17 protein-coding genes and 1 pseudogene are annotated in these 17,749 nt (G+C 72.9%); 16 read left to right on the top strand and 2 right to left on the bottom strand.

Going from position 1 to position 17,749, the window contains the following annotated elements; translation table 11 throughout:
• From AOM04_RS14875 to AOM04_RS11155, 11 genes and pseudogenes are all read left to right on the top strand, one after another.
• Window positions 1–1,189 (top strand): annotated as a pseudogene (locus tag AOM04_RS14875) (hypothetical protein); the annotation flags it as partial.
• The gene (locus tag AOM04_RS11195) at window positions 1,186–2,187 is read left to right on the top strand and encodes an HAD-IIA family hydrolase (protein ID WP_062464861.1); all 1,002 of its coding nucleotides are present in this window, start codon (window positions 1,186–1,188) and stop codon (window positions 2,185–2,187) included. The pseudogene AOM04_RS14875 and the gene AOM04_RS11195, both read left to right, overlap by 4 nt.
• An 11-nt stretch (window positions 2,188–2,198) precedes the next feature.
• Window positions 2,199–2,372, top strand: coding sequence for a hypothetical protein (locus tag AOM04_RS14630; RefSeq protein WP_156160705.1), 174 nt, complete (start codon window positions 2,199–2,201; stop codon window positions 2,370–2,372).
• 2 nt (window positions 2,373–2,374) lie between these two features.
• Window positions 2,375–3,193 carry a TlyA family RNA methyltransferase gene (locus tag AOM04_RS11190; protein ID WP_228373692.1) on the top strand — a complete coding sequence of 273 codons (819 nt, stop codon included), beginning with the start codon at window positions 2,375–2,377 and terminating at the stop codon, window positions 3,191–3,193.
• Window positions 3,190–4,053, top strand: coding sequence for an NAD kinase (locus AOM04_RS11185; RefSeq protein WP_062464859.1), 864 nt, complete (start codon window positions 3,190–3,192; stop codon window positions 4,051–4,053). The genes AOM04_RS11190 and AOM04_RS11185 overlap by 4 nt, the downstream gene beginning before the upstream one ends.
• A 1-nt stretch (window position 4,054) precedes the next feature.
• Window positions 4,055–5,737: a DNA repair protein RecN gene (recN, locus tag AOM04_RS11180; protein WP_062464858.1), complete on the top strand. Its 1,683-nt coding sequence runs from the start codon at window positions 4,055–4,057 to the stop codon at window positions 5,735–5,737.
• Window positions 5,738–5,742: 5 nt separating this feature from the next.
• Window positions 5,743–6,873 (top strand): putative cytokinetic ring protein SteA, encoded by a 1,131-nt coding sequence (gene steA, locus AOM04_RS11175; protein ID WP_062464857.1) that lies wholly within the window; start codon window positions 5,743–5,745, stop codon window positions 6,871–6,873.
• Window positions 6,870–7,772, top strand: coding sequence for a copper transporter (locus AOM04_RS11170; protein WP_062464856.1), 903 nt, complete (start codon window positions 6,870–6,872; stop codon window positions 7,770–7,772). Before steA ends, AOM04_RS11170 begins: the two co-directional genes overlap by 4 nt.
• Window positions 7,773–7,786: 14 nt before the next feature.
• Window positions 7,787–9,475, top strand: coding sequence for a CTP synthase (pyrG, locus tag AOM04_RS11165; protein WP_062464855.1), 1,689 nt, complete (start codon window positions 7,787–7,789; stop codon window positions 9,473–9,475).
• Window positions 9,475–10,101, top strand: a complete 627-nt coding sequence (locus tag AOM04_RS11160; RefSeq protein ID WP_062464854.1) for an NUDIX domain-containing protein — start codon at window positions 9,475–9,477, stop codon at window positions 10,099–10,101. The genes pyrG and AOM04_RS11160 overlap by 1 nt, the downstream gene beginning before the upstream one ends.
• A gap of 220 nt (window positions 10,102–10,321) precedes the next feature.
• A complete protein-coding gene (locus AOM04_RS11155) occupies window positions 10,322–10,891 on the top strand; it encodes a hypothetical protein (protein WP_062464853.1) in 570 nt (189 codons plus the stop codon).
• Window positions 10,892–10,931: 40 nt separating this feature from the next.
• Here AOM04_RS11155 and ilvA read toward each other — a convergent pair whose 3' ends face one another.
• Window positions 10,932–12,116 carry a threonine ammonia-lyase gene (gene ilvA / locus AOM04_RS11150; RefSeq protein WP_156160713.1) on the bottom strand — a complete coding sequence of 395 codons (1,185 nt, stop codon included), beginning with the start codon at window positions 12,114–12,116 and terminating at the stop codon, window positions 10,932–10,934.
• 47 nt (window positions 12,117–12,163) lie between these two features.
• The gene (locus AOM04_RS11145) at window positions 12,164–13,111 is read right to left on the bottom strand and encodes a COX15/CtaA family protein (RefSeq protein ID WP_062464851.1); all 948 of its coding nucleotides are present in this window, start codon (window positions 13,109–13,111) and stop codon (window positions 12,164–12,166) included.
• Window positions 13,112–13,372: 261 nt separating this feature from the next.
• Between AOM04_RS11145 and AOM04_RS11140 the strand changes: the two genes are divergently transcribed.
• From AOM04_RS11140 to sufC, 5 genes are read left to right on the top strand one after another with little or no spacing between them, the layout of a single operon-like run.
• Entirely contained in the window at window positions 13,373–14,029 is a 657-nt protein-coding gene (locus tag AOM04_RS11140; RefSeq protein WP_062464850.1) for a helix-turn-helix transcriptional regulator, read from the top strand.
• On the top strand, window positions 14,026–15,453 hold the full coding sequence (sufB, locus tag AOM04_RS11135; RefSeq protein WP_062464849.1) for a Fe-S cluster assembly protein SufB: 1,428 nt from the start codon (window positions 14,026–14,028) through the stop codon (window positions 15,451–15,453). The genes AOM04_RS11140 and sufB overlap by 4 nt, the downstream gene beginning before the upstream one ends.
• Window positions 15,450–16,649 carry a Fe-S cluster assembly protein SufD gene (gene sufD, locus AOM04_RS11130; RefSeq protein WP_062464848.1) on the top strand — a complete coding sequence of 400 codons (1,200 nt, stop codon included), beginning with the start codon at window positions 15,450–15,452 and terminating at the stop codon, window positions 16,647–16,649. The genes sufB and sufD overlap by 4 nt, the downstream gene beginning before the upstream one ends.
• Entirely contained in the window at window positions 16,642–16,995 is a 354-nt protein-coding gene (locus AOM04_RS11125) for a non-heme iron oxygenase ferredoxin subunit (RefSeq protein WP_062464847.1), read from the top strand. The genes sufD and AOM04_RS11125 overlap by 8 nt, the downstream gene beginning before the upstream one ends.
• Window positions 16,992–17,747, top strand: coding sequence for a Fe-S cluster assembly ATPase SufC (gene sufC / locus AOM04_RS11120; RefSeq protein WP_062464846.1), 756 nt, complete (start codon window positions 16,992–16,994; stop codon window positions 17,745–17,747). The genes AOM04_RS11125 and sufC overlap by 4 nt, the downstream gene beginning before the upstream one ends.
• The last annotated feature ends 2 nt before the right edge of the window (window positions 17,748–17,749 follow it).

Raw genomic sequence — 17,749 nt, 5'->3', positions numbered from 1 at the left:
TGACCGGGGTCCGCAGCGTTCGTTCGACAACGACCGTCCCCGTCGTTCCTTCGACGGTGACCGGGGTCCGCAGCGTTCGTTCGACAACGACCGTCCCCGTCGTTCCTTCGACGGTGACCGCGGCCCGCGTCGCGACTTCGACAACGACCGTCCGCGGCGCTCGTTCGATGGCGACCGCGGCCCCCGCCGTGACTTCGACCGCGACCGCGCCCCGCGTGGCTCCGGCCGTCCCGGCGCGCGTCCCGACCGCGGTGGGCGCGAGCGTCCGGAGTCCGACGAGCGCACCGCCCGCGTCGCCGGCGTCCCGCTCACGAAGTCGCAGGTCATCGAGGCCCCGGAGATCCCCGAGGAGATCACGTACGGCCAGCTCGACCGCGACGTCCGCGCGCGCCTGCGCACGCTGAGCAAGGACAATGCCGAGGACGTGGGCCGACACCTGATCATGGCGGGCAACCTCGTCGACATCGACCCGGAGCTCGCGTACCGCCACGCGCAGGTCGCGCTGCAGCGCGGTGGCCGCGTCGACGTGGTCCGCGAGGCCGCCGCCCTCACCGCCTACGCCACCGGCCGTTACGCCGAGGCGCTGCGCGAGCTGCGGACGGTTCGCCGCCTGGGTGGCTCGGTCGAGCACCTGCCGCTCATGGCGGACTGCGAGCGCGGCCTGGGCCGTCCCGAGCGCGCCCTCGCTCTCGCCGAGGAGCCCGACGCGCGCGTGCTGCCGCACGACTCGGCCGTCGAGCTGCAGATCGTCGTCGCCGGCGCGCGCCTCGACATGGGCGACGCGGAGGCGGCGATGCTCGTCCTCAACCGCATCTCCACCAAGAACGAGGAGCTCACCGTCCGCGTGACGGAGGCCCGTATCGCGGTCCTGCGCGCGCTGGGCAAGGACGCCGAGGCCGACGAGCTCGAGGCGTCCCTGCCCGAGGAGGTCGAGGAGGAGCTCGAGGAGGACATCGTCCTGTACGACACCGCCGAGCTGCCCGAGCCGGAGCCTGAGCACGTCGACGAGGACGACGACGTCGACGCTGAGCCCGAGTTCGACGCCGAGGACGACCTCCACGAGGTCGCCGACGACGAGGACGACGACGTCGACGCTGAGCCCGAGCACGTCGACCACGAGGACGACGAGGACGAGGACACGGACATCGACTTCGTCGACGACGACCACGAGGACGAGGACCGCGCATGAGCGCAGGCCTGCTCGGCACGGAGGCGGCCCTTCAGGACACGTTCGACGTCGCCCTGGTGGACCTCGACGGCGTCGCCTACAAGGGTCCGCACGCCATCCCGTCCGCGCCGCCCGCCCTCGAGGCGGCGCGCGCGGCGGGGATGGGGGTCATGTTCGTGACCAACAACGCGAACCGCGAGCCGGAGACGGTCGCCGAGCACCTCTCGGAGCTCGACATCCCGTGCTCCGCCGCCGAGGTGATGACCGCCGCGCAGGCCGGCGCCGAGCTCCTCTCCGAGCATGTCCCGGCGGGGGCGAAGGTGCTGGTGGTCGGGGGCGCGGGCCTCTACACGGCCGTCAAGGCCAAGGGCTACACCATCGTCGACTCCGCCGAGGAGGCCCCCGCGGCCGTCATCCAGGGCTTCTCGCCCGACCTCGGCTGGCGCCAGCTCGCGGAGGCGACGTACGCGATCAACGCCGGCGCGCGCTTCTTCGCGACCAACCTCGACCTCACGATCCCGAACGAGCGCGGCATCGCGCCGGGCAACGGCTCGCTCGTGGGCGTGGTCCGCACGGCCACCGGCGTGACCCCGCTCGCGGCGGGCAAGCCCGAGCCCGCGATGCTGCGCATGGCCGCGGCGAAGGCGGGCGCGAGCCGCCCGCTCATGATCGGCGACCGCCTCGACACCGACCTCAAGGGTGCCCGTGCCGCGGGCATCCCCGGCCTGCTGGTGCTCACGGGGGTCAACACCGCCCGCGACGCCATCCTGGCGGTGCCCGGCGAGCGGCCGTCGTTCATCGGCGCGGACCTGTCGACCCTCGCGGAGGCCCACCCGGAGCCGACCCTGGTCGACCGCTGGTGGCACGCGGGCGACGCCCGCGCCCGCGTGACCGAGGGGCGCCTCCACGTCGACGGCGGCGACGCCCTCGATCGGGTGCGCGCCGCATGCGCCGCGGCGTGGGCTGCCGCGGACGCGGGCGAGAAGATCGACGTTGAGACCCTCCCGCACTTCGGCTAGCCTCCAGTTCCATGGCTGACCTCAACGATGCGCGCGAGTCCCTGGGCCAGGTGGAGTACCCCGCGGAGGTCCGCGAGGCGCTCAAGGCCGTGACCGAGCTGCCCGACGACCTCGAGCAGCAGGCCGTGTTCTTCGACAAGGTCCAGGAGGCGCTCTCCACGCGCCTGCGCGACGAGTCGCGCTGAGCATGCGGCTGGACCGCGCGCTCGTGGCGCGCGGGCTGGTCCCGTCGCGCACACGCGCGCAGGAGCTCATCTCGGCGGGCGCCGTCACGGTCGATGGCGCGCCCGCCGGCAAGGCGTCGCTCGAGGTGGGGGACGATGCGCTGCTCGAGGTGAGCGCCCCCGACCAGTACGTGTCGCGTGCGGCGTACAAGCTCCTCGGCGCGCTCGACGCGTGTCCCGGGCTCGACCCCGCGGGCCGGCTCTGCCTCGATGTCGGCGCCTCGACGGGAGGCTTCACGCAGGTGCTCCTCGAGCGCGCCGCCGCGCGCGTCCACGCGATCGACGTGGGCCACGGCCAGCTCGCTCCCGCGATCGCGGCGCATCCGCGCGTCGTCGCCCGCGAGGGCCTCAACGCGCGCGAGCTCACGGTCGAGGACCTGGGGGAGCGGCCCGACCTCGTCGTCGCCGACGTGTCCTTCATCTCCCTCACGCTGCTGCTCGCGCCCGTCCTCGCCGCCACCGCGGAGGACGTCGACCTCCTGCTCATGGTCAAGCCGCAGTTCGAGGTGGGACGCGAACGGCTGGGCCGCGGCGGCGTCGTGACGAACCCCGACGACCGCGCCCGCGCCGTGATGTCGGTGGCGTCCGCGATGATGTCCTCGGGCCTCGCGATCCACCGGATCGCGCGGTCGACGCTCCCGGGTCCGCACGGGAACGTCGAGTTCTTCGTGTGGGCGTCGCGCTCGTGGCAGGCTAGGGGCGGCGGCCGCGAGAGGCCGCCCGCGCTGACGGAGGCCCAGGTCCGGGCCGCGATCGAGGAGGAGACGGGAGGCATGCCATGACCCGCCGCATCCTCCTCGTGGTGCACCCGCATCGTCCCGAGGCGCTCGAGGCCGCGAGCCTCGCATCGGCCGCGCTCGCGGGCGAGGGCGTGTCCACGTGCACCGACTTCCGGGTCGGCGACGCGCCCATCGAGGCGGCCCTGGTCCTCGGCGGCGACGGCACGATGCTCCACGCCGCCGACATGACGCGCGGCACCGGCATCCCGCTGCTCGGCGTCAACCTCGGGCACGTCGGCTTCCTCGCGGAGCTCGAGCGTGACGACGTCGCCCACGCGGCCCGCCGCCTCGCCGGCGGCGAGTACAGCGTCGAGGAGCGCGGCACGCTCGACGTCACGGTCACGTCGCCCGAGGGCGTGGTCGAGACCGGCTGGGCGCTCAACGACGTCACGGTCGAGCGCGCGAACCTGCGCACCACCATCGAGGTGGCGCTCGACATCGACGGCAGGCCGCTGTCGACGTTCGGCTGCGACGGCGTGGTGGTGTCGACCGCGACGGGCTCGACGGCCCACGCGTTCAGCGCCGGCGGGCCCGTGCTGTGGCCCGACGTCGACGCGGTGCTCGTCGTGCCGCTCGCGGCCCACGCGTTGTTCGCGCGCCCGCTCGTGGTCAGCCCCTCCTCGCACGTGAGCGTCGAGATCCTCGACCGCTCGTCGAGCGACGGGCAGGTGGTGCTCGACGGCGCGCGCGCGATCGACCTCGCCCGCGGCGGCCGCGTCGAGGTGCGCCGCGGCGCCCAGACGGTCCGGCTCGCGCGCACCTCGGACGCGCCGTTCAGCGAGCGCCTGGTGAAGAAGTTCGCGCTGCCCGTCGACGGCTTCCGCGGCACCCGCCCCATCGCGGGGTGGGGGGCGGGCATCTGACGTGCTCCACGAGCTCGCCATCGAGAACCTGGGCGTGATCGAGTCCGCCCGCGTCGACCTCGGCCCGGGCCTCACCTGCGTCACGGGGGAGACGGGCGCCGGCAAGACGATGGTCCTCACGGGCCTCGGCCTGATCACCGGGTCGAAGAGCATCCCCGCGACCGTCCGCACGGGCGCCGACGCGGCTCTCGCGGAGGCGGTCGTCGACGTCCCGGCGGGCACCTGGCCCGCGGAACGGCTCGAGGAGGCCGGCGCCGCGATCGACGACGACGGCACCGTGATCGTCTCCCGCACCGTCGGCGCCACCACGCGCTCCCGCACGGTCATCGGAGGGCGCACGGTGCCGCAGTCCGTCCTCGCCGAGGTCGCCGAGCACTGGGTGACCGTCCACGGCCAGAGCGACCAGGCGCGCCTGCGCTCGTCCGCGGAGCAGCGCGTCATCCTCGACGGCTTCGCGGGGCACGATGCGCTGCTCACCGGGTACGCGGCCGCCTGGGAGGCCTGGCGTGCCGCGCGCGACGACCTCGAGTCGATGGAGACGGGCGCCGAGGCAGCGCGCCTCGAGGCCGCGCGCCTGCGCGACGACCTGGCGGCGATCGACGAGGTCGCTCCCGAGCCGGGGGAGGACGCGGCGCTCGCCACCGAGATCGAGGTGCTGCAGCACTCCGAGGCGGTCCGCGCCGGCGTCGCCGGCGCCCGCGAGGCCATCGACGGCGACGCCGAGCTCACCCTCGTCATCGCCGCCGACGCGGCCCGCCGCGCCCTCGGCGACGCGGCGCGCCACGACCCCGCCCTCGAGGCCATCGAGCAGCGCCTGGCCGACGTCGCCTACGCAGCCGCGGACGTCGCCCACGAGCTCACCGCGTACCTCGACCGCATGGACGCCGACCCCGCCCGCCTCGAGTCCCTGCAGGCCCGCCGCGCGGACCTCAACGCCCTCATGCGCCGGATCGGCGCGGACCTCGAGGGCGTGCTCGCGTACCGCGATCGCGCCGAGGCCGCGGTGGCGCAGGACGACACGTGGGACGAGACGCTCGCGGCGCGCCGCGAGGCCGAGCGGGTGGCACGCGCCGAGGTCGAGCGGGCCGCCGCGGACCTGACCGCGAGCCGCGAGGCGGCCGCGACCCGCCTGTCCGTCGACGTCGACGCCGAGCTCGACTCGCTCGCGATGCCCGACGCCTCGTTCCGCGTCGAGCTGCGCCCCATCGAGCCGCGCGCGACCGGCGCCGACGAGGTCGCGATGACCCTGGCCTCCCACCCGGGCGCCCCGCATCGTCCCGTGGCCCAGGCCGCCTCGGGCGGGGAGCTGTCGCGCATCATGCTCGCCATCGAGGTGTCGCTCGCGCGCCACGCGGTCACACCCGGCCATACCTTCGTGTTCGACGAGGTCGACGCCGGCGTGGGCGGCAAGGCGGCCATCGCCGTCGGGCGCCGCCTCGCGGAGCTCGCCCGCACGCATCAGGTGCTGGTGGTGACCCACCTCGCGCAGGTGGCCGCGCACGCCGACCGGCACGTGGTGGTAGCGAAGTCGACCGACGGCTCGATCACCCGTTCGCAGGTGCACGAGGTGGCCGGTGAGGACCGCGTCGAGGAGCTCGCGCGGCTGCTGTCCGGGCACGAGGGATCGAAGACCGCACTCGCCCACGCACGTGAGCTGCTGGAGGCGTCGCGCGTGGCACCATAGCCGCCATGACCGCCGCCACCACCCTGATCTCGGGACCCGCGCGGGTCGACTCCTCGCCGCTCGCGCTCGCCCGCCGGCTCCAGCCCGGGGACGTCGCGATCGTGGACGCGCTGGACCTCGACCGCCGCGCGGCCGCCGCCCTCGCGGAGCGTCGCCCCGCCGCCGTCGTCAACGCCAGCGCGTGCCTGTCGGGGCGCCTGCCCACCACCGGCGCGCTGGTCCTGCTCGAGGCCGGCATCCCCGTCGTCGAGTCCGCGGGCCCGGACGTCCTCGCCTTCCGCGACGGCTCGACGGTGAGCGTCGAGGACGGCCGCATCGCCTCGGGCCCTCGTTCCGTCGAGGGCGGCGTGCGTCTCCACCTCGAGGACGTCGAGGCACGCATCCGCGCGGCCGACGAGGACCTGCACGTGCACGTCGCCTCGTTCACGGCGACCGCGCTCGACCTGCTCAACCGTGACGCCGACCTGCTCCTCGACGGCGTCGGCCTGCCCGAGCTCCGCCTGCCGGTCAAGGACCGCCCCGTCGTGGTGGTGACCTCCCGCTTCGCCGGCGGCGACGAGGTGCTCGCCCGCTTCGCGCGCGAGCGGCGTCCCATCGTGATCGGCGTGGGCGAGGGCGCCGACGCCGCGCGCGCGGCCGGACTGGTGCCACGCATCGTCCTGGGTGACATCGATGCCGTGAGCGAGGACGTTCTCGCGCGCGCCGCCCAGGTGGTGGTCCACGATGCCGAGGGCCGCGACGCCGGCCGGGCCCGCGCGCAGGCGATCGGCCTCACCCACGACTCGTGCGACGCCTCGCTCGCGAGCGAGGAGGTGGCGATGCTCGCCGCCCACCGCGCCGGCGCCTCCGTCGTGATCGTGGCGGGCGCCCGCGACGGGCTCCTGGACTACGTCGAGGACCGCTCGACGGCGGGCGCGGGCGCGCTGCTGTCGCGGCTCGTCGCCAGCGGCTCCGTGGTCGACTCGCGCGTCCTGGGCGCCGTCTACCGGCACCGCTACAGCGCGTGGACCGCGTGGGGCGCGCTCGCGCTCGCCGCGGTCGCGGTGCTGCTCGCCGCGTGGGGCACGCCCGAGGGGCACGATGCGCTCGCATCGGCCTGGGAGTGGATCGACCGGACCGTCGGGGGTGGCCGATGAGCGACGGGCGCGGACGCGTCGTCTCCGCCGCGGCCGGCGTCGCCGTGCTCGCGATCGGCGTGGTCCTCGGCTCGGGGCCGCTGCGCGCGGCCCTCCTGGGCGAGACGGGGGACCGCATCGACCGGCTCGAGTCCGAGGTCGCCACGCAGCAGCAACGCGCCGACGACGCGGAGGCCCGCGCGACCACCGCCGCCGCCTACGTGGACACCACGGCGCCCACGCTGCTCGCCAACCTGCTGCCCGGGTTCTCCGTGCTCGTGGTGGCAGCGCCCGGCGCCCCCGACGCCGCCGTCACGGCGGTGGGGGAGCGCCTTCCCCTCGCCGGGGCAACGGAGGCGGGGCCCGTGTCCCCGGGCAAGGTGTGGACGGACTCGTCGCAGAGCGAGTTCCGGCAGGCCTTCTCCGAGCAGGTCGCCTCGACGCTCGTGGGCGTCGACACCGCCGACCCGACGATCGTGCTCGCGCACGCGTTCGTGCAGGGCGCGACGGGCGCCGCGCCCACCGGCACCGACCACAAGGCCGTGGCGGCGGCGGGCGACGACCGCGGCGCCGTCGTGTGGGAGCTGCTCACCCAGGCGGGGCTCGCGCAGGGCGAGCCCGCGGCCCGCGCCGACGCGATCGTCCTCGTCGCCGGCGACGCCGATGCCACGACGGCCCTCGTCGACGCGTTCGCGGCCTACGACGCGCCGGTCACGGTGGTCGGCAAGCCCGGCGCGATCACCGCGGAGACCAGGCGCGACGATGTGGCGACCGTCGCATCGTCCGACTGGACGCTGGGCTCCGTCACCGCCGTCGCCGCCGTCTCGGAGAGCCTCACCGGCACGCTCCCGCACTACCGCGACGGCGAGGTTCCGGGCTTCCTCGGCGTTTCCGGGACCGCACCCGGGACCGACGGCTGATACCCTTGAAGCCCGTGGAGCGAACGCGATTCTCGTCCGGCACGGACCATGTCACCCGTCACATCTTCGTCACCGGAGGCGTGGTGTCCTCCCTCGGGAAGGGCCTGACGGCCTCCTCCCTGGGACGGCTTCTCCGCTCGCGCGGCCTGCGCGTGACGATGCAGAAGCTCGACCCGTATCTCAACGTGGACCCGGGCACGATGAACCCCTTCCAGCACGGCGAGGTCTTCGTGACCGACGACGGCGCTGAGACCGACCTCGACATCGGTCACTACGAGCGGTTCCTCGACGTCGAGCTGTCCGCCGCGTCGAACGTCACGACCGGGCAGGTCTACTCGCAGGTGATCGCCAAGGAGCGCCGCGGCGAGTACCTCGGCGACACCGTGCAGGTGATCCCGCACATCACCGACGAGATCAAGCGCCGCATGCGTCAGCAGGCCGGCCCGTCCGTCGACGTCATCATCACCGAGATCGGCGGCACGGTGGGCGACATCGAGTCGCAGCCGTTCCTCGAGGCCGCGCGCCAGGTCCGTCACGACGTGGGCCGCGACAACGTCTTCTTCCTGCACGTCTCCCTGGTGCCGTACATCGGTCCCTCGGGTGAGCAGAAGACCAAGCCCACCCAGCACTCGGTGGCCGCGCTGCGCTCGATCGGCATCCAGCCCGACGCGCTCGTGCTGCGCTCCGACCGCGAGGTGCCCACCTCGGTCAAGAACAAGGTCGCGCTCATGTGCGACGTCGAGCCCGGCGCCGTGGTCAACGCGATCGATGCCCCGTCGATCTACGACATCCCGAAGGTGCTGCACGCCGAGGGCCTGGACGCCTACGTGGTGCGCCGCCTCGACCTGCCGTTCCACGACGTCGAGTGGGGCGCCTGGAACGACGTCCTCAAGCGCGTGCACAAGCCCGCGAAGGACGTCGAGATCGCGCTCGTCGGCAAGTACATCGACCTGCCCGACGCCTACCTGTCGGTGACCGAGGCGCTGCGCGCCGGCGGCTTCCACCACAACACCAAGGTGCGCATCCGCTGGGTCGCGTCCGACCGCTGCCAGACCGAGCAGGGCGCCCAGGAGGCGCTCGGCGGCGTCGACGGCGTGCTGGTCCCCGGCGGCTTCGGCGTGCGCGGCGTGGACGGCAAGATCGGCGCGCTGCGCTGGGCCCGCGAGAACCAGGTGCCGACGCTCGGCATCTGCCTCGGCCTCCAGACCATGGTGATGGAGTACGCCCGCAATGTGCTCGGCCTCGAGGGCGCGTCGTCGTCCGAGTTCGACCCCGACACCAAGCACCCCGTCGTCGCGACGATGGAGGAGCAGCTCGAGATCGTCGAGGGCAAGGGCGACCTGGGCGGCACGATGCGCCTCGGCGAGTACCAGGCCGTCCTCAAGGAGGGCTCGGTGGTCGCGGAGACCTACGGCAAGACGACCGTGGGCGAGCGCCACCGCCACCGCTACGAGGTCAACAACGCCTACCGCGCTCAGCTCGAGGAGGCCGGCCTGGTGGTCTCGGGTCAGAGCCCCGACCGCTCGCTCGTCGAGTTCGTCGAGCTCCCGCGCGACACCCACCCGTACTACGTGTCGACGCAGGCGCACCCCGAGTTCCTGTCCCGCCCGACCAAGGCGCACCCGCTGTTCGCGGGCCTCATCGGCGCCGCGGTCTCGCGCAAGGAGGGTGCGTCCGCCACCGCGGACGCGGCCGCCGTCTGATGATCGCGGACGTCCCCGGCGCGCGGCCGGTCGTCGACTCGCGCCTCGCCTACCAGGGCAAGGTGTGGGACGTGCGCACCGACCGCGTCGACCTGGGGGAGTCCGGCCAGGTCCAACGCGACTACATCCACCACACCGGCGCGGTCGCCATCATGGCGCTCGACGAGGCGGACCGGGTCTACCTGGTCCGCCAGTACCGCCACCCGGTCCAGGCCGAGACCTGGGAGCCGCCTGCCGGCCTCCTCGACGTGCGCGACGAGCCGCCCGTCGAGGCGGCCGCACGCGAGCTCTACGAGGAGGCCGACCTGCGAGCCGGCCGGTGGGACACGCTCGTCGACTTCATGACCTCGCCCGGGGGGTCGTCGGAGGGCATCCGCATCTTCCTCGCGCGCGACCTCGCGCCCGTGCCCGAGGGCGAGCGCCACGCACGCCATGAGGAGGAGCGGGACATGGAGGGGCGCTGGGTGCCCCTGACCGAGGTCCTCGAGTCCATCTGGGCCGGCGACGTCCAGAGCCCCACCATCGTCGCGGGCGCGCTGGCGCTGGACGCGGCGCGCCGGTCCGGCTGGGAGCTGCTGCGCCCCGCCGACGCGCCCTGGCGTCGCCCCCCGTCGCTGCTCGGCTGAGCGCACGGACCGCGCCGTGTCGCAGGGTGTCACACGGTGGCGTTACCCTGCTCCACACAAGCGGACCGGAGAGAACGCTCTCCGCTGCAACTCGCGACGCAAACCCCGAGTGGGCCATCGCCAGCTGCAGAATGCGTGTGGAGGCGGGTCACGGCCCGCGAAGCGCGCCACCGCTGATCCGCACCACTGGGGCGTATTGCGCCCCGAACAGGGAGAAGTGATGAAGCTCACCCGCACCGTGGCCGCCGCTGTGGCCGGTCTCGCGATGATGGCCGCCGCCGCTGTCCCGGCAGCAGCCAACAGCACGCCCACCGTGGACCGCGCCGAGTACGCGGCGGTGCACCTCGGTGACTCGTTCGCCAAGGTCAAGCGCGTATTCGACGCGTCGGGCACCATCGTCAGCAGCGCGGGCGGCTCGCAGGTGCGCCAGTTCAAGGCGGCGACCAACGCGAAGGGCTACGTGCGCGTCACCCTGAAGCGGTCGGGTGGCGTGTACAAGGTCACCGCGAAGCAGGCCGTCTGGCTCGACGCGAAGTACAACGCCGGTCACATCTCGCGGGCCGAAGCGTATTGGAGGGGCCTTGTAGAAGGATCCACGACCCTCGCCCAGGCGCGTGCGAAGGTCGGCAGCGCGGGTACCGTCAAGGTGCTTGGCATGGAGAACGGGATCCCCGGCATCATGGTGACGTGGCCCGCCGACTGCGGCGGCAGCTGGAGCATGGGCTTCCAGCAGATCGACGGCGTGTGGCTCTACAACGGCGCCGGAGGCAACGCCCGCTTCTGCGCCTGAGCCGCCGGCAGCTCGAGCATCCCACCCGCGCGGCCGGCCCTCAGTCCCCGGCGACCTCCGGCGCGTAGCCGGCCCGACCCAGCGCCTCGAGCACGTCGCGCTGATGGTTCGGGCCGCGGGTCTCGACGCTGACCTGGAGGACCACGTCGTTGAGGGTGAGCCCCAGGTCGTGGCGCGTGTGCAGCACCTCGACCACGTTGGCGCCCGCCGCGGCGAGCAGCTCGGACACCCGCGCGAGCTGTCCCGGGCGGTCGGGCAGCGGGATCCGGATCGTCATGTAGCGCCCCGACACCACGAGCCCCTGCGCGATGATGCGCTGGAGCAGCAGGGGATCGATGTTGCCGCCCGAGACCAGCGCCACCGCGGGGCCGTCGGCCGGGACGAGGCCCGCGAGGAGGGCGGCGATGGGCGCGGCGCCGGCCGGCTCGACCACGAGCTTCGTGCGCTCGAGCATCGTCAGCACGGCGCGCGCGAGGTGATCCTCGTCCACGGTGACGATCTCGTCGACCAGGTCGCGGACCAAGGGAAACGTGTGCTCCCCCGGCCGTGCGACGGCGATGCCGTCCGCGATCGTCCCGGCGCGGTCGATGGTGACGGGATGGCCGGCCGCGATCGATGGCGGGAACGCGGCGGTGGCGGCCGCCTGCACGCCGAGGATCCGGATGCTGCGGCCTTGGCGCTCCGCGACCGCCTTGGCCGCGACCGCGACGCCGGCGACCAGCCCGCCGCCGCCGATCGGGACCACGATGGTCTGCGCGTCGGGCACGGCCTCGAGGATCTCGAGGCCGATGGTGCCCTGACCCGCGATCACGTCGGGGTGATCGAAGGGGTGGATCATGACCGCACCGGTGCGGTCGGCGTGGGCGGCGGCCTGCGCGAGGCACTCCTCGACCGTCGCCCCCTCCGTCACGACCGTGGCTCCGTAGCCCTTGGTCGCGAGCAGCTTGGGGACCGGGGCGCCGAGCGGCATGAAGATCGTCGCCTCGATGCCCAGCTGCTGCGCCGCGAGGGCGACGCCCTGCGCGTGGTTGCCGGCGGAGGCCGCGACCACGCCGCGGGCGCGCTCGTCGGCGGTGAGGCGGGACATGCGGTAGGCAGCGCCGCGGACCTTGAACGATCCGGTGCGCTGGAGGTTCTCGAGCTTGAGGTGCACGGGCGCGCCGAGCATCTCGCTGAAGGAGGAGGCGTGGTCCACGGGCGTGCGCTGGGCGACGCCGGCGAGCATGCGCGCGGCGTCCTCGATCCGCGCGAGCGTGACCTCGCCCCCCGCGCTCACGCGACGCGCTCGCGCTTGTTGAGCAGGAAGAACGCGGAGTGCGCGGCCGTGAGGGTGGCGGCCCCGAGCATGTGGAAGCCGACGATGAGCGACGGCAGCCCGGTGAAGTACTGGATCTCGCCGATCGCGGCCTGCGCGAGCGTGACTCCCACGAGCACCCAGTACGCCTTGCGCGCCTCGTCGCGCGCGCCCGCGCTGCGGTCGCGGCGGATCTGCCAGCCGATCCACACGAGCAGCGCGCAGAACGCCCAGACGGTGAGCGCGTGCGCGCGGGCGACCGTCGCCGGGTCGATCGCGAGGCGGTCGGTCACGCCCGCATCGCCGGAGTGGGGGCCCGCGCCGGTGGTGACGGTGCCGAGGATCAGCAGCGCCAGCAGCAGGCCGGCCGACACCCACCGCTCGGGCGCGAGGTTGACGCCGAGGCGTCCGCGTGCGCCGCGGTAGCGCAGCGCGAGCCACGTGGAGTACCAGACCAGCGCGAGGCTGACGAGCATGTGCTGCGCGACGATCACGGGGTCGAGGTGGACGAGCACCGTGATGCCGCCGAGCACGGCCTGCACCGCGACGCCGGCCAGCGGCACGAGCCCCCACCAGCGGAGGTCGCGGCGCGTGCGCCACACGCCGATCGCGAGCAGCACGGCGACGATGGTGAGGAGGCCCGTGAGGGTGCGGTTGCCGAACTCGATGTAGGGGTGGATGGTCGACTCGCCGAACGGCGTGGGCGTGAACTGGCCCGGCTCGCACTGCGGCCACGTCGAGCAGCCCAGGCCCGAGCCGGTGAGGCGCACCGCGCCGCCCGTGACGATGATGCCCGCCTGCGTCGCGATGTTCGCGAGCGTGAGCCCGCGCGTGTGGCGCCCGACGAGGTCGCCGAGGCGGCCGGGCACGCTGCGGAGGCCGCGGGCGGGGGAGGAGGTCACGGGGGAATCGGTGGTGCTCGACACGCGGACAATCTTAGGTGCGCGGGACGATGCGCCGGCCCGGTTCCGTGGGTCGCGCACCGGCGGGCACAACGCGGCGCCTGCGAGCGTTGACCACGCGGGCGCCGCACGGGCGCGGCGAGGCGCGCGACGCATCGTCCACGGACCGCGGCGGCGAGGTTAGGCGGGCCTTGCTTGCGGCGTTCTTTTTAATGAACCAAAATGTTTCCTAATTGAGGCGCGGCCGTCGAGGGCCGAGCCGCGACCAGAAGGAGAGGGCACCGGATGCACGCCGACACCACCCGCGATCGCGTCCTCAGCCTCATCGCCACCGCCGGCCCCATCACGGCCGCCGCGCTCGCCACCGAGCTCGGCGTCACCCCGGCCGGCGTGCGCCGCCACCTGGCCGCGCTCGAGGACGACGGGCACATCGTCGATCACGAGCCCGCCGGCCTCCACGTCCGTGGCCGCGGCCGCCCCGCGCGCTCGTTCGTCGCCACCAACGAGGGCCAGCGCGCCCTGGCCTCCGCCTATCGCGACGTCGCCGTCGATGCCATCACGGCGCTGCGCGACAGCGGCGGCCTCGAGGCCTTCGTGGAGTCCAAGGCCAAGGAGCTCGAGGACGCCCTCGCCACCGCCGTCGACGCCGACGCCCCCATGGAGCGCCGCGTCGAGGAGCTCGCCGCCGCGCTGGGTCAGCGCGGCTACGCCGCCTCGGTCCGTCCGGGCCCCGGCGGCATCACCGTCCAGCTCTGCCAGGGGCATTGCCCCGTCCAGTCCATCGCGGAGAGGACCCCCGAGTGGTGCGAGGCCGAGGCCCGCGCCTTCTCGAGGATCCTCGACGTGCATGTGCAGCGTCTGTCGACCCTCGCGGGCGGCGCCCACGTCTGCACCACCACGATCCCGCTCGCCACCCCCACCCGTAAGGAAGGATCAGCATGAGTGCTCCTACCGAGCCCATGACGCAGGACGAGGCCATCGCCTCGATCGGCAACTACCAGTTCGGATGGCACGACTCGGACGAGGCCGGCGCGCTTGCCAAGCGCGGCCTCAATGAGGACGTCGTCCGTGAGATCTCGGCGCTCAAGAACGAGCCCGAGTGGATGCTGGACCTGCGTCTCAAGGGCCTGCGCCTGTTCGACAAGAAGCCGCTGCCGCACTGGGGCTCCGACCTCACCGCGATCGACTTCGACAACATCAAGTACTTCGTGCGGTCCACCGAGAAGCAGGCGACCTCGTGGGAGGAGCTGCCGGAGGACATCAAGAACACGTACGACAAGCTCGGCATCCCGGAGGCGGAGAAGCAGCGCCTCGTCGCGGGTGTCGCCGCGCAGTACGAGTCCGAGGTGGTCTACCACCAGATCCGCGAGGACCTCGAGGCCCAGGGCGTGATCTTCCTCGACACCGACACGGCGCTCAAGGAGCACCCGGAGCTGTTCGAGGAGTACTTCGGCACCGTCATCCCGGTGGGCGACAACAAGTTCGCCGCGCTCAACACGGCCGTGTGGTCGGGCGGCTCGTTCGTCTACGTCCCGCCGGGCGTCCACGTCGAGATCCCGCTGCAGGCCTACTTCCGCATCAACACGGAGAACATGGGCCAGTTCGAGCGCACGCTGATCATCGCGGACGAGGGCTCCTACGTGCACTACGTCGAGGGCTGCACCGCGCCGGTGTACTCGAGCGACTCGCTGCACTCGGCCGTCGTCGAGATCATCGTCAAGAAGAACGCCCGCGTGCGCTACACGACCATCCAGAACTGGTCGAACAACGTGTACAACCTGGTCACCAAGCGTGCGACCGCGGCCGAGGGCGCCACCATGGAGTGGGTCGACGGCAACATCGGCTCGAAGGTCACCATGAAGTACCCGGCGATCTTCATGCTCGGCGAGCACGCGCGCGGCGAGACGCTGTCGATCGCGTTCGCCGGCGAGGGCCAGCACCAGGACGCGGGCGCCAAGATGGTGCACGCCGCCCCCAACACCTCGTCGTCGATCATCTCGAAGTCCGTCGCCCGCGGCGGCGGCCGGACCTCGTACCGCGGCCTCGTGCAGGTCCTCGAGGGCGCGAAGAACTCGAAGTCGAACGTGCTGTGCGACGCGCTGCTTGTCGACCAGATCTCCCGGTCCGACACCTACCCGTACGTCGACGTCCGCGAGGACGACGTCCACATGGGCCACGAGGCGACCGTCTCGAAGGTGTCCGAGGACCAGCTGTTCTACCTCATGTCCCGCGGGCTCGAGGAGTCGGAGGCCATGGCCATGATCGTGCGCGGGTTCGTCGAGCCCATCGCGCGCGAACTGCCCATGGAGTACGCGCTCGAGCTGAACCGCCTCATCGAGCTCCAGATGGAAGGATCCGTCGGTTGACCGTCACCGATCACACCCAGGCCACCGCTGACGCCGCGCACTCGCACGGCATCGTCCCCGACAAGTCCCGTGCGGACCGCATCGTCTCCTTCGACGCCGACGCGTTCCCCGTGCCCACGGGCCGCGAGGAGAACTGGCGCTTCTCGCCGGTGCGCGACCTCAAGCCGCTGTTCGCGGACGAGCCGGTCGCGGGCCACCTCGAGTGGGCCACCAGCGAGCTCCCGGCGGGCGTGACCCTCACCGAGGTTCCCGTGGACGATGCGCGCGAGCGCACCGTGCGCGCGCCCGGCGACCGCGCGTCGGCGCTGGCCGTCAAGCACTCGGGCGGCGCGATGGCGCTCGCCATCGCCGCGAACACCGTCGTCGACGAGCCCATCACGATCGACCTCACCGGCGTCGGCGGCGACGTCCGCGGCCACCTCCTCATCGAGGTCGGCCAGTCGGCCGAGGCGACCGTGGTGATCACCCGCACGGGCACCGCGCGCTACTCCGAGCTCGTCTCGGTGAACCTGGCGGACAACGCCGGGCTCAACCTCGTGCTGCTGCAGCAGTGGGACGCGGACGCGGTCCACGCGGGCGAGGTGGTCGCCAAGCTCGGCCGCGACGCGCGCCTGCGCGGCACCGTCGTCACGCTCGGCGGCAAGGTCGTGCGCCTCAACACCTCCGCCGCGTTCGCCGGCGAGGGCGCCTCGGTCGACCTGTTCGGCCTCTACTTCGCCGACTCGGGCCAGCACCAGGAGCACCAGCTCTTCGTCGACCACGCGGTCCCGAAGTGCACCTCGCGCGTCACCTACAAGGGTGCGCTGGCCGGCGCCACCGCCCACTCCGTGTGGATCGGCGACGTCCTCATCCGCGCGGCAGCCGAGGGCACCGACACGTACGAGCTCAACCGCAACCTCGTCCTCACGGACGGCGCGCGCGCCGACTCGGTCCCCAACTTGGAGATCGAGACCGGCGAGATCGAGGGCGCGGGCCACGCGTCCGCGACCGGCCGCTTCGACGAGGAGCAGATGTTCTACCTGCGCTCGCGCGGCATCTCGGAGGACCAGGCGCGCAAGCTCGTGGTCCGCGGCTTCTTCGCCGACCTCATCCACGAGATCGGCGTGCCGGCCGTCGAGGAGGGCCTCATGCGCCAGATCGACCTCGAGCTCGAGCACGTCGCGGACGACCTCCAGGAGGAGCCCGGCGATGAGTGAGCAGCTCGCCTGCATGGTGGGCGACCTCCAGCCGGGCTCGGCGATGCTCGCCGAGCTCACGCTGGAGAACGGCTCCGACGTGGAGATCGCGATCGTCCGCACGGATGACGGCGACTTCTACGCCATCGACGACATGTGCACCCACGGCGCCGTCTCGCTCTCCGAGGGCGACGTCGAGGGCTGCTTCATCGAGTGCTGGGGCCACGGCTCGCGCTTCGACGTCCGCACCGGCGAGCCCGACGAGCTGCCCGCCATCACCCCCGTGAAGACCTACCCGACCCGTGTCGACGGCGAGCGCGTCCTCGTCGATGTCGACACCCCCATCCGTACCAAGGAGAACGCATGAGCACCCTGGAGATCCGCAACCTCCACGTCACCGTCGACACCCCCGAGGGCACCAAGGAGATCCTCAAGGGCGTCGACCTGACCATCAACTCGGGCGAGACCCACGCCATCATGGGCCCCAACGGCTCCGGCAAGTCGACCCTCGCCTACTCGATCGCGGGCCACCCCAAGTACACGATCACCGAGGGCTCCGTCACGCTCGACGGCGAGGACGTCCTCGCGATGAGCGTCGACGAGCGCGCCAAGGCGGGCCTGTTCCTCGCGATGCAGTACCCGGTCGAGGTCCCCGGCGTGTCCGTGTCCAACTTCCTCCGCACCGCGAAGACCGCGATCGACGGCGAGGCCCCCAAGCTCCGCACGTGGGTCAAGGACGTGAAGGGCGCGATGGAGAACCTCCGCATGGACCCCGCGTTCGGCGAGCGCGGCGTCAACGAGGGCTTCTCGGGCGGCGAGAAGAAGCGCCACGAGATCCTCCAGATGGAGCTCCTCCAGCCGAAGATCTCGATCCTCGACGAGACGGACTCCGGCCTCGATGTCGACGCGCTGCGCATCGTCTCGGAGGGCGTCAACCGCGCCAAGGACAACACCGGCCTGGGCATCATGCTCATCACGCACTACACGCGCATCCTCCGCTACATCAAGCCGGACTTCGTGCACGTGTTCGTGGCCGGCCGCGTGGCCGAGCAGGGCGGCCCCGAGCTCGCCGAGCGCCTCGAGGCCGAGGGCTACGACCGCTACGTGGCGAACGCCTGACC

The sequence above is a fragment of the Demequina soli genome, assembly GCF_000971195.1.
Taxonomy (GTDB): Bacteria; Actinomycetota; Actinomycetes; order Actinomycetales; family Demequinaceae; genus Demequina; species Demequina soli.
Note: the sequence above shows the minus strand (reverse complement) of the source record. Positions and strands in the feature narration are given on the sequence as shown.

Coding starts and splice junctions, on each gene's coding strand:
- AOM04_RS11195 (WP_062464861.1), top strand. CDS start 1,186: ATGAGCGCAGGCCTGCTCGGCACGGAGGCGGCCCTTCAGGACACGTTC.
- AOM04_RS14630 (WP_156160705.1), top strand. CDS start 2,199: ATGGCTGACCTCAACGATGCGCGCGAGTCCCTGGGCCAGGTGGAGTAC.
- AOM04_RS11190 (WP_228373692.1), top strand. CDS start 2,375: ATGCGGCTGGACCGCGCGCTCGTGGCGCGCGGGCTGGTCCCGTCGCGC.
- AOM04_RS11185 (WP_062464859.1), top strand. CDS start 3,190: ATGACCCGCCGCATCCTCCTCGTGGTGCACCCGCATCGTCCCGAGGCG.
- steA (WP_062464857.1), top strand. CDS start 5,743: ATGACCGCCGCCACCACCCTGATCTCGGGACCCGCGCGGGTCGACTCC.
- AOM04_RS11170 (WP_062464856.1), top strand. CDS start 6,870: ATGAGCGACGGGCGCGGACGCGTCGTCTCCGCCGCGGCCGGCGTCGCC.
- AOM04_RS11160 (WP_062464854.1), top strand. CDS start 9,475: ATGATCGCGGACGTCCCCGGCGCGCGGCCGGTCGTCGACTCGCGCCTC.
- AOM04_RS11155 (WP_062464853.1), top strand. CDS start 10,322: ATGAAGCTCACCCGCACCGTGGCCGCCGCTGTGGCCGGTCTCGCGATG.
- ilvA (WP_156160713.1), bottom strand. CDS start 12,116: ATGCTCGCCGGCGTCGCCCAGCGCACGCCCGTGGACCACGCCTCCTCC.
- AOM04_RS11140 (WP_062464850.1), top strand. CDS start 13,373: ATGCACGCCGACACCACCCGCGATCGCGTCCTCAGCCTCATCGCCACC.
- sufB (WP_062464849.1), top strand. CDS start 14,026: ATGAGTGCTCCTACCGAGCCCATGACGCAGGACGAGGCCATCGCCTCG.
- AOM04_RS11125 (WP_062464847.1), top strand. CDS start 16,642: ATGAGTGAGCAGCTCGCCTGCATGGTGGGCGACCTCCAGCCGGGCTCG.
- sufC (WP_062464846.1), top strand. CDS start 16,992: ATGAGCACCCTGGAGATCCGCAACCTCCACGTCACCGTCGACACCCCC.